Source organism: Ensifer adhaerens (genome assembly GCF_028993555.1).
Taxonomy (GTDB): domain Bacteria; phylum Pseudomonadota; class Alphaproteobacteria; order Rhizobiales; family Rhizobiaceae; genus Ensifer; species Ensifer adhaerens_I.
The window spans coordinates 2,674,877-2,687,674 of the sequence record NZ_CP118611.1; the positions used below are offsets into that span (position 1 = coordinate 2,674,877).

At 63.2% G+C, this 12,798-nt stretch carries 16 protein-coding genes; 9 read left to right on the top strand and 7 right to left on the bottom strand.

The annotated features are described in order from the left end of the window. Together PWG15_RS32230 and PWG15_RS32235 are read left to right on the top strand one after the other, a co-directional pair. Nucleotides 1-1,014 (top strand): ABC transporter permease, encoded by a 1,014-nt coding sequence (locus PWG15_RS32230; protein WP_275025695.1) that lies wholly within the window; start codon nt 1-3, stop codon nt 1,012-1,014. Between the two features lie 148 nt (nt 1,015-1,162). Then, entirely contained in the window at nt 1,163-1,633 is a 471-nt protein-coding gene (locus PWG15_RS32235) for an RbsD/FucU family protein (protein ID WP_275025696.1), read from the top strand. Between the two features lie 174 nt (nt 1,634-1,807). On the opposite strand, the gene ubiV is transcribed toward PWG15_RS32235, so the two are convergent. Genes ubiV through ubiT form a run of 3 tightly spaced genes read right to left on the bottom strand, consistent with a single transcriptional unit; the run spans nt 1,808 to nt 4,237 of the window. Next, nucleotides 1,808-2,743, bottom strand: coding sequence for a ubiquinone anaerobic biosynthesis protein UbiV (gene ubiV / locus PWG15_RS32240; protein WP_275025697.1), 936 nt, complete (start codon nt 2,741-2,743; stop codon nt 1,808-1,810). 7 nt (nt 2,744-2,750) lie between these two features. Beyond that, nucleotides 2,751-3,728 (bottom strand): ubiquinone anaerobic biosynthesis protein UbiU, encoded by a 978-nt coding sequence (gene ubiU, locus PWG15_RS32245; protein WP_275025698.1) that lies wholly within the window; start codon nt 3,726-3,728, stop codon nt 2,751-2,753. Then, nucleotides 3,719-4,237: a ubiquinone anaerobic biosynthesis accessory factor UbiT gene (gene ubiT / locus PWG15_RS32250; protein ID WP_275025699.1), complete on the bottom strand. Its 519-nt coding sequence runs from the start codon at nt 4,235-4,237 to the stop codon at nt 3,719-3,721. Before ubiT ends, ubiU begins: the two co-directional genes overlap by 10 nt. 116 nt (nt 4,238-4,353) lie before the next feature. Between ubiT and PWG15_RS32255 the strand changes: the two genes are divergently transcribed. Further along, nucleotides 4,354-5,865: a UbiD family decarboxylase gene (locus tag PWG15_RS32255; protein WP_275025700.1), complete on the top strand. Its 1,512-nt coding sequence runs from the start codon at nt 4,354-4,356 to the stop codon at nt 5,863-5,865. Then, on the top strand, nt 5,862-6,440 hold the full coding sequence (locus tag PWG15_RS32260) for a UbiX family flavin prenyltransferase (protein ID WP_275025701.1): 579 nt from the start codon (nt 5,862-5,864) through the stop codon (nt 6,438-6,440). The genes PWG15_RS32255 and PWG15_RS32260 overlap by 4 nt, the downstream gene beginning before the upstream one ends. 19 nt (nt 6,441-6,459) lie before the next feature. On the opposite strand, the gene PWG15_RS32265 is transcribed toward PWG15_RS32260, so the two are convergent. From PWG15_RS32265 to PWG15_RS32280, 4 genes are all read right to left on the bottom strand, one after another. Continuing rightward, the gene (locus PWG15_RS32265) at nt 6,460-7,152 is read right to left on the bottom strand and encodes an NnrU family protein (protein WP_275025702.1); all 693 of its coding nucleotides are present in this window, start codon (nt 7,150-7,152) and stop codon (nt 6,460-6,462) included. 10 nt (nt 7,153-7,162) lie between these two features. Then, nucleotides 7,163-7,591, bottom strand: coding sequence for a hemerythrin domain-containing protein (locus tag PWG15_RS32270; protein ID WP_275025703.1), 429 nt, complete (start codon nt 7,589-7,591; stop codon nt 7,163-7,165). 270 nt (nt 7,592-7,861) lie between these two features. After that, nucleotides 7,862-8,551, bottom strand: coding sequence for a DUF1326 domain-containing protein (locus PWG15_RS32275; protein WP_275025704.1), 690 nt, complete (start codon nt 8,549-8,551; stop codon nt 7,862-7,864). A 260-nt stretch (nt 8,552-8,811) separates the two neighbouring features. Beyond that, the gene (locus PWG15_RS32280; protein ID WP_089044838.1) at nt 8,812-8,967 is read right to left on the bottom strand and encodes a hypothetical protein; all 156 of its coding nucleotides are present in this window, start codon (nt 8,965-8,967) and stop codon (nt 8,812-8,814) included. Nucleotides 8,968-9,087: 120 nt separating this feature from the next. Here PWG15_RS32280 and PWG15_RS32285 point away from each other — a divergent pair, with 120 nt between their 5' ends. The 5 genes from PWG15_RS32285 (at nt 9,088) to PWG15_RS32305 (ending at nt 12,798) form a co-directional block, all read left to right on the top strand. Further along, a complete protein-coding gene (locus PWG15_RS32285; protein ID WP_275025705.1) occupies nt 9,088-9,645 on the top strand; it encodes a cytochrome c oxidase subunit 3 in 558 nt (185 codons plus the stop codon). A gap of 5 nt (nt 9,646-9,650) precedes the next feature. Then, a complete protein-coding gene (locus PWG15_RS32290; protein WP_275025706.1) occupies nt 9,651-9,929 on the top strand; it encodes a cytochrome C oxidase subunit IV family protein in 279 nt (92 codons plus the stop codon). A 169-nt stretch (nt 9,930-10,098) separates the two neighbouring features. Next, a complete protein-coding gene (locus PWG15_RS32295; RefSeq protein WP_275025708.1) occupies nt 10,099-10,551 on the top strand; it encodes a c-type cytochrome in 453 nt (150 codons plus the stop codon). 24 nt (nt 10,552-10,575) lie between these two features. Further along, on the top strand, nt 10,576-11,922 hold the full coding sequence (locus tag PWG15_RS32300) for a nitric-oxide reductase large subunit (protein ID WP_275025710.1): 1,347 nt from the start codon (nt 10,576-10,578) through the stop codon (nt 11,920-11,922). Nucleotides 11,923-11,985: 63 nt separating this feature from the next. Continuing rightward, on the top strand, nt 11,986-12,798 hold the full coding sequence (locus PWG15_RS32305) for a CbbQ/NirQ/NorQ/GpvN family protein (RefSeq protein WP_275025711.1): 813 nt from the start codon (nt 11,986-11,988) through the stop codon (nt 12,796-12,798).

Genomic DNA, 12,798 nt, shown 5'->3' on the forward strand with positions numbered 1-12,798 from the left:
ATGCAAGCTCTCGAAAAGACCCAAGCGGGTGAAACCGTCGACACGCGCCGTCTGGCGAACTGGTCGCCGAAGGTGCTCTTGCGCGACGCCGGAATCGGCCTGGCGCTCCTGCTGCTCATCGTCTTCTTCTCGGTCAGCACCGAGCATTTTCTGACGCCCAACAACATCTCGAATATCCTGACGCAGATCACCATCAACCTGATCCTCGCCGTCGGGATGACCTTCGTCATCCTGATCGGCGGCATCGATCTCTCTGTCGGCTCGATGCTCGCCTTCTGCGCCGTCGTCGGCGGCACGGTGCTGACGATCCCCGACCTCTCCGTGTTCCAGGCAGTGGCGCTTGCGACGCTTGCAGCCGTCGTCACCGGCGTCGTCTGCGGCTTCCTCAATGGCTGGATCAGCGCCTTCTGGGGGCTGCCGTCGTTCATCGTCACGCTCGGCATGCTGAACATCGCGCGCGGAGCAGCACTTCAAGTGACGGATGCGCGCACGATCTACTCGTTCCCGCCGAGCTTCAACGCCTTCGGATCGCAGATGATCTTCGGCATACCCGTGGTCTTCCTGATCGCGCTCGTACTGGTCGCCATGGCCTGGTTCGTGCTGTCGAAGACGGTGTTCGGCCGGCTACTCTACGGCATCGGCAACAATGAGGAGGCGGTGCGCCTCGCCGGTCACTCGCTGATGTTCTACAAGGTGGCGGCCTTTACCATTGCCGGCGCGCTCGTCGGCATCGCCGCCATGGTCTACATGGCCCGGCTCAACATCGCGAGCCCGATCATCGGCATCGGCTTTGAGTTGAACGCGATCGCTGCCGTCATCATAGGCGGAACCAGCCTCAACGGTGGCCGCGGCACGGTGATTGGCACGCTGCTCGGCGCCTGCATCACCGGGGTGCTCGCCAACGGCCTCATTCTCTTTGGCCTCAGCGATTTCATGCGTCAGATGATAACAGGCGTCGTCATCATTCTCGCCGTCATCATCGACAAGTACCGCGAGCGGCTGACGGGCGTCTGAGAAGCAAGGCCTCGCGGGCGGCTCGCCGCCCGCTCAAATCGACGAAAACGATCTTGCTCACGCGCTTGGGCCGGCCGCGCCTCCGCGCGTTGCGCCCTTGCGCCCGGATTTCCCCAGGACGCGAGCAAACTGATGAAAGGAAAGGCTGATGCTCAAGAACATCGATCCGGCGTTGAGTGCCGACGTGTTGCACGCTCTGCGCTCCATGGGGCACGGCGACCGCATCGCGCTCGTGGACGCAAATTTTCCCGCCGAGACGATTGCCCGTCACACCCGGCTCGGTCTGCCGCTCTCCATTGCCAATGTCTCTGCGGCACGCGCCGCCAGGGCCATACTCTCCGTCATGCCGCTCGACACGCCGCTGCAGCCATCCGCGGCGCGTATGGCCCCGAACGGAAAGGCGGGTGAGCTGCCGGACGTCCAGCGTGAGGTCCAGGCTGAGATCGCCCGCGCCGAAGGCGAGGCGCCGCAGATGTATGCCATCGAGCGCTTTGCCTTCTACGAAGAGGCCAAGCGCGCCTATTGCGTCATCGTGACCGGCGAAGCGCGCTTTCACGGCTGTTTCCTGTTTACCAAGGGTGTCGTGCCGCCTGCCAACGATTGGGGCGAGGCGGCCTGAGGTCCTCCACGTCGGAACCGATCCGCGATGGACGGCTGCGGGCGGTGCTTGCCGACCACCCGATGCCTGAACAACAGGTCAGCCTGCTTTATCCGCTGCACCGCCACCCCTCGAGCATCGTGCGCCAAAAGCAGGGCGGGCGGTTCCTTGATGTGGCCTCTCCGTGAGGCGCCCTCAGGCGCCAGCCATGCCGGCCGATGTGACCCACGCTGACCCCGTCTGACCGTGGTGGAAGCCGTTGGAAAACGGAACGTTCGGGTAGATGGAAGCGAGCCGCTCCAGGCTTTCGGCGATGGAGCGCCGACCCGCGATTGCGTCGTGATAGATTTCGGCGACGGCGACCATGTCGCAGTCCTGCGGGGACAGTCGGATCCGGGAGACGCCGGCGCCAGCAAGCTCCGGCAGTTCCTGCATCAGCGCCTGGCAGGTGTGCGACATGGTCTGCACGCCGTTCAGCGCCAGGAAGGGCTGCCGGTCGAGCGTCTCGACGGTCAGGCCATCCGTGTCCTCACCGCAGATGAACTGGCAATTATCCTTGATCAGCCCTTTGGAGCGGGCATGAGCGCAGCGCGCCGAGATTGCCAGCGGCACGCGGCCGAAGGCGAAGACTTCGAAGGCAACGCCGGGGTTTTCCTTGATGATGCCGCGCACCGATGTCATCGGCAGTTCCGGCGGCAGACAGATGCTCGTCGCCCCCCTCGAAGCCAAAAGCCGGGCGGTGGCGCCGTTATAGACGTTGACCAGCGGCCCGATCGAGTGTGGTCTGCCGGAAAGCAGGTGCAGTGCGGAAAGGTCGTTGGCCTCGATCGAATGGATGCTATCGCGCACCAGGCCGCGGACGAGCTGGCTTTCGCGTTCCAGTGTCACCAGCGCCAGCGAGGCAAGGCTTACCCGCTTGCCGGCTCTCTCCAGCCGTTCGATGACGTCTCCGACATGCGGTTCGATGAAATGCAGCCGTTTCGAACAGACGGCCTCGCCGATCGTAACATGGGTGATCGGCGCCTCGTCGGCGATGCGAAAGTAGAAGTCGCGCCACTTGGGGCCGTCCCACAGATAGTAGACCGGGCCGAGACTCAGGACGGGCTTGGATGGGCTCGCAGATTGGGTCATGGGCCGATTACCTCCACCGCTTTTCAAAGGCGCCTGTCGTTGTTTTCTGGCCTTCGCTGAGTGCCTTCAGCCGCGATACCAAGGCGGGCCGCTCGGCGGCGCCGGCCGTCAGTGCCCGCCGCATGACCGAAACGACCTCGGCAACATAGGCCTTGCCGCGCTGCCGGCCCTCGATCTTCAGTGCGCTGACACCGGCGCTGCGCAGCGCCTCGATATGGTCCATGACGTCGAGCGAAACCGGGTCCTCGAAGGCATAACCGCGTTCGTCGGCAATATCGAAGCGCCCCTTGCAGAGCGTCGGATAGCCCGCGGCCTCACCGGCCGGGAAGCGGTTGATCGTGTAGTCGCCGAGCTCGGACACCAGTTCGCGTCCATCCTGGCGATAACGCACATGGCTTGCGGGCGAGCAGACGCCGTTCATGTTGGGCGACTTGCCGGTGGCGTAGGACGAGAGCGAACAGCGCCCCTCGGCCATGACGCAGAGGCCGCCAAAGGCGAAGACCTCGATCTCGCAATCGATCTGCTTGGCGAGGCGGGCAATGTCGGCGATCGTCAGCGTGCGCGGCAGCACGACGCGTTTGGCGGCGAAGGCCTCGACGAGGAACCGCACGGCATCGGCATTGGAGGCGGAGGCCTGCACCGAAACATGCAGCCGCTGCTGCGGATGGCGTTCGACCGTGTAGGCCATCAGCCCGAAGTCGGCGAGGATGACGGCATCGGCACCGAGTGCTGCGGCGTCATCCACCGCCTGGTGCCAGAGCTTTTCCTGGCCGGCGCGCATGAAGGTGTTGATCGCGACGAAGGTCATCACCTTGCGCTGTTTGGCATAGGCAATGGCCGTCCGGAGTTCCTCGCGGGAGAAGTTCAAACCGGGAAAATTGCGCGCGTTCGTCTCGTCGCGAAAGCCGCAATAGACCGCGTCGGCGCCGGCATCGACGGCTTCGCGGAAGGCGGCGGGCGTGCCGGCGGGGCAGATCAGTTCCATTGGGGGGCCTCCTCCTTGAGAACTCGGCCGAGCGCGCGCTCGCGGATTTGTTCTGCTGCGCGACGCACAAGCGGCGCCAGCAGCCCGCTCATGCCAGCGAGATCGTTTGGAAGATCGATCTCGCAATCGTCGAGCGCATTACGCAGCGCCAGCATCGCCTCCATGTCGCCACTGACCGTGAGATCACGCGAAAAGAAGACGGCGTCGCCATCGATGCGGCCTTCAAGCAGCGCAAGCAGCAATACCAATTCGCCTTCCATGCAGGCGTCGGAGGCCGGCGCGCGCTCCTTGCGATGGACCGAGATACGTGGCACGGCCGGCTCGACGAGAAAGCCGATCGGCAGATCGGACGGCACGAAGGCGTAGCGCTTGTTGGCATGGTCGGCCAAGCGTTCGAAGAGGCCGGGATGGGACTCGATCACGCGGGCGAAGACGCGTTGCACCACGCTTTCGATGGCGAAGATGGGAACCAAGCTGAGAGGTGCGGTGAGCGCGAGCGGAAGGGTCATTGGCTACCTGTGGAAGCGGCGGAATCGGACGATGTGGCGCATGCTAGTCGCCCGCCGCCGCCGGTTGTTTGCGCCACGTCAAAGACAAGGATCATTCGCCGCCACACACAGGTCCCATGAACAGGACCTTCCGCCCGTCCCAGGGCTTTGCAACGCTGCAGGATTTTGTCGATACGCTTGAGCGCGAAGGCGACCTGAAGCGCATTTCGCGTCCGGTTTCGCTGATGCACGAGGTCACCGAGATCCACCACCGGGTGCTTGCCACCGATGGCCCGGCGCTGCTTTTCGAGCAGCCGGTCGACGCTTCGGGGGCGATGCAGCCGATCCCGCTTCTTGCCAATCTCTTCGGGGCGGAACGCCGGATCGAACGTGGTTTCGGCCTGGCGCCCGGAGGGCTCGATGCGCTGGCCGGCGAGCTGGCGGAGCTGCGCGACCCCAGGGCGCCTCAGTCCCTGCGCGACGCCTGGGACCGGCTGCCTCTGCTGAGATCGGCGATGTATATGCGGCCGCGGAAGGTGGCACGCGCACTCTGCCAGGAGGTCGTCTGGCGCGATGAGCAAATCGACCTCGGGCGCCTGCCGGTTCAATGGTGCTGGCCGGGCGAGCCGGCGCCGCTCATTACCTGGCCGCTGGTGATTACCCGCGCGCCGGACGATCCGATGGATGTCAATGTCGGCATCTACCGCATGCAGGTGCTCGGCCCAGACCGTGTGATCGTGCGCTGGCTTGCGCACCGCGGTGGCGCCCGCCACCACCGTCTGTGGCAGCGGCTGGGTCAGGATATGCCGATCGCGGTCGTGATCGGCGCCGACCCGGCAACGATCCTCGCTGCCGTCATGCCGCTTCCGGATGGCCTGAGTGAACTGAATTTCTCGGGGCTGCTCAGACGCGGCAGGACGCAGCTTGTGAAGGCCAAGACCGTACCCCTTTCGGTGCCGGCCAATGCGGAGATCGTGCTGGAGGGCACGGTTTCGGCAGTCGAAACGGCGGAGGAGGGCCCCTATGGCGACCACACCGGCTATTACAATTCGGTCGAGCCGTTTCCAGTCATGCGCCTGTCGGCGATCACCATGCGCCGCAACCCGCTCTATCTTTCGACCTATACCGGCCGGCCGCCGGACGAGCCCTCGCGGCTCGGCGAAGCGATGAACCGGCTGTTCGTGCCGCTGGTTCGCAAGCAATTTCCGGAGATATCCGATCTCTGGTTGCCGCCGGAAGCCTGTTCCTACAGGGCGATGGTCGTTTCGATCGACAAGCGTTACCCGGGGCAGGCCAAGCGCGTGATGATGGGGCTATGGTCGATGCTGCCGCAGTTCAGCTACACCAAGCTGATCATCGCCGTCGATCCGGATATCGACGTGCGCAACTGGTCCGACGTGATGTGGGCTCTTGCCACCCGTTTTGACGCCAGCCGCGACGTGACGGTGATCGAGGGTACGCCGATCGACTATCTCGACTTCGCCTCGCCGCGCTCCGGTCTCGGCGGCAAGCTCGGGCTCGACGCCACCAACAAGATCGGTACCGAAACCGATCGTGAATGGGGGCGGGTGCTCGAAATGTCGCCAGAGGTCATCGGTCAGGTCGATGCGATGTGGGCCGGTCTCGGGCTTGGAGGGCTGACACGATGAATAAGATGAAGATCGTCCTCGGCATCACCGGTGCTTCCGGCGCTGCGATCGCCGTTCGCATCTCCGAGCGCCTTGCTGAAATCGAAAGCGTCGAGCTGCATCTCGTCCTGTCGCCGGCGGCGCATCGAACGCTTGCGCACGAGGTTGGCGCAGACGCCCTTCCGTCCCTGTTGCGTAAGGCAACGCGAACCTATGACCACGCCGATATCGGCGCGGCGATCGCGAGCGGGTCGTTTTCGACGGCCGGCATGATCGTGGCGCCGTGCTCGATGCGGACGCTTGCGGCGATCTCATCGGGTATGGCCGATAACCTCGTGGTTCGTGCGGCCGACGTGCATCTGAAGGAGCGGCGCCGATTGGTGCTGATGGCGCGCGAGACGCCGCTGCATCTCGGTCACCTGCGCAACATGTGCGCCGTCACCGAAATGGGGGCGATCATCATGCCGCCGGTGCCGGCCTTCTACCATAGGCCTGAAACCGTGGACGCCATCGTCGATCATCTGGCCGCGCGCGCGATCGACCTCCTGGCGCTGCCGATCGCCCCTTTGGCAATAGCCTGGCAGGGCGAAGGTTAGTTCACTCGAACACTGGGCGCTAGTCGAGTGCACTCGCCTGGAGCAGCGGATCGGCGCCGAAGAGGACCGCGTGCCCGCCGACCAGCAGCCAGACGGCGATGGCGACGGTGGCAAAGGCGGCGATGACCATCACCGGATCGGCACGCAAACGGGTCTCACCCCTGACAATCGCGGCGAAGGGCCAGACCGATGTGCCCTTCGAGGCCGCTTGCCAGCTGTCACCGAGGCGCCGGCGAGCGCGCTTTTCGAGCATGAAGAAACCGCCCACGGAAAACAGTGCGAAGCCGCCGAAAAGAATGAGCGAGCGCAGGTCGCCATTGGGCACGATGTGACCAGCGGCCCAGAGCAGGAAGCCCCAGAGCACGGGATGACGGGTGATCGTCACGATGGCGCCGGGGCGTTCGTTGCCCTGGTAGATGGAAATCGACAGCACGTTCTCGCTGAAGAGGCCGGCCAGCACGAGAAAGATCCCGAGCGGCGCCAGAACGAAGGTTACCCAGGCCTGCCAGGCGGCCGGTTCCCAGAGCGGGATGAAATCGAGCTGAAGCGCTGCGTGAAAGACGAAGCCGAGAGCGAGAACCGACAGAAGTGAATAGGCCACGAAATAGGTCGAGCGGCCGAGCCGGTCGATCAGGCCCTGGCGCAGCGCCGGCCAGGCCGGCACGAGATGGAGCAGCAGGAAGACGGCGAAGGCAAGAAGAAAATAGGTCATGTCGATGGTCTCACGCATGGCGCCAGAGAATTAGCCGCTCCGTTGCCACATGTCGGCGAACGGTTTCGAAGAAGCCCCGCAACATGTAGCCGATCGCGTCCCAGCTGAGCGATGCCCTGTTGTCGAGAACGGCCTTCAGCACGCGCACCAGTTCGACGGCGGCCCGATCGTCCTGGTCATGTTCGGCGCGCAGTCGCGCGATCAAGGCGTCGCGATCATCAGTCCCCCGCCGGCCTTCGACCGCAGGAAACAGGATCGTTTCCTCGAGCGCGTGGACGCGTCTGAGCTTTTCCGGCAATTCCGTCATGATCACGCGGCAGCTCGTCATGTCGATGCGGCGCGGAATGGAATCGGCGAGCGTCTCGAGGCGATCACACAGAGCAAGAAGCTCGCGGTAAGCCTGTCCCAGCTCCTGTTGTCCTGAAAAACGCATCGGCATCGAACCTTCTCCATGGGTGTATGCGCCTGAACTACACCCGACGGCGACGGTCCTCTTTGACATTTCTCAAAGTCTGCGGCGCAGCCGCTCGCGACGTTACGACTGAATTCATCAAGTTTGCCGGATTTAAATCAGGGAATCTCTCAGCGCGATGCGGACCCTGGCAAGAACGCAGTGGCGTACCGGCGCCCCTTGTCACCTTAACCAGATTGCGTCTCGGCGCTTAGGAGCCCGAGCCATGGCCCTCAGCGGGAATTGGCCCCATTGTCGTCATTCGCGCGAGGTGGAACTCATGCGCTCAAGCCATGCGGTGAGTCGCGATCTTTCGCGCACCAAACCATGCTGGTCGAAGTGGTGAACACAAAAATGCGCCCATGAATCGGTAAACGCCATTTCCATATCCCCGGTGACCGAGGTGGTCCCCAGCCCGATCTCGGCGTAGGTAAACTCGAAACTACCGCTCGGACGCGCCATCGCAATGTGGAATGGTTGACCAGTGAACTCGTTGATCATCGGTCGGCCGTTGCTGCGCATAACGCCGGGGATCTCTACTGTGGCGGTTCTCAGTTCCAAGTCTGCTTCAAGATGAATCGGCAGGAACAATGTCTGGCAGAATTCTGAACATGTCGACGCGAACACGGAGAACAGATTGCTCAATGGCTCGCCGGCGTCACCGGAGATGATCGCTTCAAGCGCGCTGCGTTGCGCTTCATTCGCACGCTCGTCGATGACGATCAGGCGCTGGCCGTTTCCGTCCTTGATTTCGCCCGGCCACTTGTAAATCGCCGCCCAATTCAAGCCCGCGATCGGTGTGTCCTCGAAGTGCCCTTCAACGATGTTGCCGACGAAAGCTGACTGGCAGTAACCGTGGGTACTTGGCAGGTTGAATTGGCAGCCACAATTCATAGCGCAGTTGCAATTGTCGTATGTCTCGCTCTTGAAGAGCCATCGGTCGACCATCTCTCCGATCCTCCCCTAATCCGTTAGAGGCAGTTCGTCGTGTCGAACGCTTCTGCAATGCGCCGCGCCTGCTACGCTTACTGGACACGCGCCTACCTTGGATGCGGAAGAAGCCGAATTTTACCAGTGTCGAAGGGCCGCTTCAATCGGTGCCGCCAGCCGCAAAAGGGGCGGGGCCGGCTTCGGCAAGCCGGCCGTGAGTATGGCTACGAGTTCACTTATGAGCCCCTGGTCGCTAGCGCCGCACAAGCCCTCGCGTCTCAGCGATCGAGGAAGAGGACGATGGCGATTGCAACCGAGGAGAGGATCGCCGACAGCGTCGCGCCGCGCTGAAGCACGCCCATGCGATAGAGCACGAGGGCGAAGACGATGATGATGGGGGTGGCAACGGAAAGGCCGATCTGTGCGTCTGTCATCGGTAGGCTCCTTTGTTTCCCGCCAATAGCCCCGCCCCCTGCCGCCTTCTTTGCGTAATCGCAAAGACAGGGTGGGCGGCCATGCCTAGCTCAAGCCGAGTTTTCAACGGAGGCGCTGATATGGATGCCCGCAGTCATCCGATTGCCCCGACAGCGGAAGAAGACACGACGGACACCCTGCTGCTCTGGGTGCTCGTCTGGAGCGAACTTGCCGCCTTCGGCATTCTGCTCGCCGGTTTTCTGCTCGTCGGCCTCGTCCAGCCGGATGCATATGCTGCCGCCCGCTTGCATCTCGATCCGCTGCTTGCCGGTATCAACACCCTCGTCCTTCTGACCAGCGGCTGGCAGGCGGCCCTGGCGACTAGGCCGCGCGCGTCGCTCGGGCAGCGCCGGCGGGCGTTGGTGAATGCCGCGCTTCTTGGTTTTGCCTTCGTGGCGATCAAGCTCTTCGAATACAGCACCGAGGCCGGCGTCGCCGGCGATCCTGCATACGGTTCCTTCTTCGAACTCTATTTCCTCGTCACCGGCTTCCATCTGCTGCACGTCGCCTTCGGCGCGTTGGTGCTGCTCATCGTCGCCTGGCGACCGGCGCCCGGCAACGTCGCCCTGATCACCACGCTCTGGCATGTGATCGATCTCGTCTGGATCGTGATGTTTCCGCTCGTCTATCTCGTGTGAATGCCATGACTGACCGAAATCCCCGACAATTGTTCAACACCTGGCTGGTGCTTGCCGTGGTCGTGATCGCGGGCATGGCGCTGATGGCGATCGTCGGGCCGACGGCCCCAGTCATCGCCGTCTTGCTTGGACTCGCCGTCCTCAAATGCCGGTTCGTCGCGCTCGATTTCATGGGGCTCAGGCAGGCACCGTCGGCCCTTCGTATTGGCCTTCTGATCTGGCCTGTGGCGCTCCTCATGCTTGCCGCCGCGAAGCTGGTGCTGAGCACCGCTCTCTTCATCTGAGGTCACCCGCCGACTTGTTTGCCGAAACGCAAAGAAGCCGCCGCCGATTTCCCTAGACATGGGTTCGCCCCGATTGTTGCCGGCGTCGCAAGTTCCGACACCGCACGGGGAGGGGATCAGATCAGCGGCCGCGTTCTCAGCGGCCAACTGAAATCGAAAGGACCACGTGATGGCAGAACGCCTCACCAAAACCGGGGCCCGTAACGTCTTTTACGGCGGGTCCTTCTTTTTCTTCGCAATCTTCGTCGGGCTCACGGCCCACAGCCATTACTACATGCGGACGACCTCGACGGACGAGACGACGCTGACCGATGCGGTCGCGCGCGGCAAACACGTCTGGGAAAAGAACTCCTGTATCAACTGCCACACGCTGCTCGGCGAGGGCGCCTATTTCGCGCCCGAGCTCGGCAATGTCTGGAAGCGCTTCGGCGGCGAGGCCGACCCGGATGGCGCGCGCGAAACGCTGAAAGCCTGGATGGCCGCCCAGCCGACCGGCATCGAGGGACGGCGGCAGATGCCGCAGTTCAACCTCTCCGAACAGGAACTGAACGACCTCGCCGACTTCCTCGAATGGACGAGCCGCATCAAGACCCAGAACTGGCCGCCGAACGAGGCGGGCTAAGCGAACCGATTGGAGTGTGACACCATGAAATACCAAACCCAGAAGGTCGCGATGCTCTACTTCTATGGAGCGCTCGGCCTGTTCCTCGCCCAGGTGCTGTTCGGCGTCCTTGCCGGCACCATCTATGTCTTGCCCAATACGCTCTCCGAGCTCCTGCCCTTCAATATCGTGCGCATGGTCCACACCAACGCGCTGATCGTCTGGCTGCTCATGGGCTTCATGGGCGCAACCTATTATCTGCTGCCGGAAGAAGCGGAAACCGAGCTCTACAGCACGAAGATCGCTATTGCGCAGTTCTGGATCTTCCTGATCGCCGCGGCCGTCGCCGTCGTCGGCTACCTCCTGCACATTCATGAGGGGCGCGAGTTCCTCGAGCAGCCCTTCGCGATCAAGGTCGGTATCGTCATCGTCGCGCTGATGTTCCTCTACAACATCACGCTCACGGTGCTGAAAGGCCGCAAGACCACCGTCACCAACATCCTGATCTTCGGGCTCTGGGGTGTGGCGATCTTCTTCCTCTTCGCCTTCTACAACCCGATCAACCTGGCGCTCGACAAGATGTACTGGTGGTATGTCGTCCACCTCTGGGTCGAGGGCGTCTGGGAACTGATCATGGCATCGGTGCTCGCCTTCCTGATGATCAAGCTCAACGGCATCGACCGCGAAGTCGTCGAGAAGTGGCTCTACGTCATCGTCGGCCTGGCGCTCTTCTCTGGCATTCTCGGCACCGGCCACCACTACTACTGGATCGGTGCGCCGGGCTACTGGCAGTGGATCGGCTCGCTGTTTTCGACACTCGAAGTGGCACCCTTCTTCACCATGGTGGTCTTCACCTTCGTGATGACCTGGAAGGCCGGGCGCAAGCATCCGAACCGCGCAGCGCTCCTCTGGTCGATCGGCTGCTCGGTGATGGCCTTCTTCGGTGCCGGCGTCTGGGGCTTCCTGCACACGCTGTCCTCGGTAAACTACTACACCCACGGCACTCAGGTGACCGCGGCCCACGGACACCTCGCCTTCTTCGGCGCCTATGTGATGCTGAATCTCGCGGTCATGGCCTATGCCATCCCGGAAATCCGCGGCCGCGCGCCTTATAACCAATGGCTGTCGATGGTGAGCTTCTGGATCATGTGCACCGCCATGTCGGTCATGACCTTCGCGCTGACCTTCGCAGGTGTCCTCCAGGCGCATCTGCAGCGCGTGCTCGGCGAAAGCTACATGGACGTCCAGGACCAGCTCGCGCTGTTCTACTGGATCCGCCTGGGCTCCGGTGCCGTTGTCCTGATCTCGGCGCTGATGTTCATCTGGGCGGTTCTCGTCCCCGGCCGCGAGCGCAGCGCGAAGCTCGCCGGCGTCGTCCAGCCTGCCGAATGACCGATCAGCCGGCGCGGCATGCCGCGCCGGCACCCCAGCGAAATCCCAGCATGGAGACTTGCCATGAGCCCTGTCCAAACTGCCGTCAGCCGCGCGGCGCTCGATATCCCCGCCTACAGTCCCTCCGGCAACGAATGTGCGCTGTTCGAGAGCGCCTGGGTGCGGCAGTTGCCGCTCCTCCTCAAAGGACCGACCGGTTGCGGCAAGACCCGTTTCGTCAGCCACATGGCGGCGAAGCTCGGTCTGCCGCTTTCGACCGTTTCGTGCCATGACGATCTTGCCGCCGCCGACCTCACCGGACGCTATCTGTTGAAGGGCGGCGACACCGTCTGGGTCGACGGCCCGCTCACCCGCGCCGTGCGCAATGGCGGCGTCTGCTATCTCGACGAGATCGTCGAGGCCCGCAAGGACGTCGCCGTCGTCCTGCACCCGCTGACCGACGATCGACGCATGCTGCCGCTCGAACGCACCGGCGAACTGCTCGAGGCACCCTCGAGTTTCATGCTGATCGTTTCCTACAATCCCGGCTACCAGAACCTTTTGAAGAGCCTGAAGCCCAGCACCCGGCAGCGCTTCGTGGCGATCGAGTTCGATTTCCTGCCGCGCAATGAGGAAATCGCCGTCGTTTCCCAGGAAAGCGGACTGCTCGAGAGCCAGGTGGCGCCGCTCGTCAACCTCGCGCAGCGGCTGCGCGCGCTGAAGGGGCATGACCTGGAAGAAGGCGTGTCGACCCGACTTCTGGTCTATTGTGCCTCCCTCATCGATGCCGGCATGCCGGTCAAGGACGCGGTGCGGGCCGCGATGATCGAGCCATTGACCGACGAGCCGGACGTGCGCGCGGCACTTCTCGAAGTTGCCGGTTCGCTGATCGCCTGA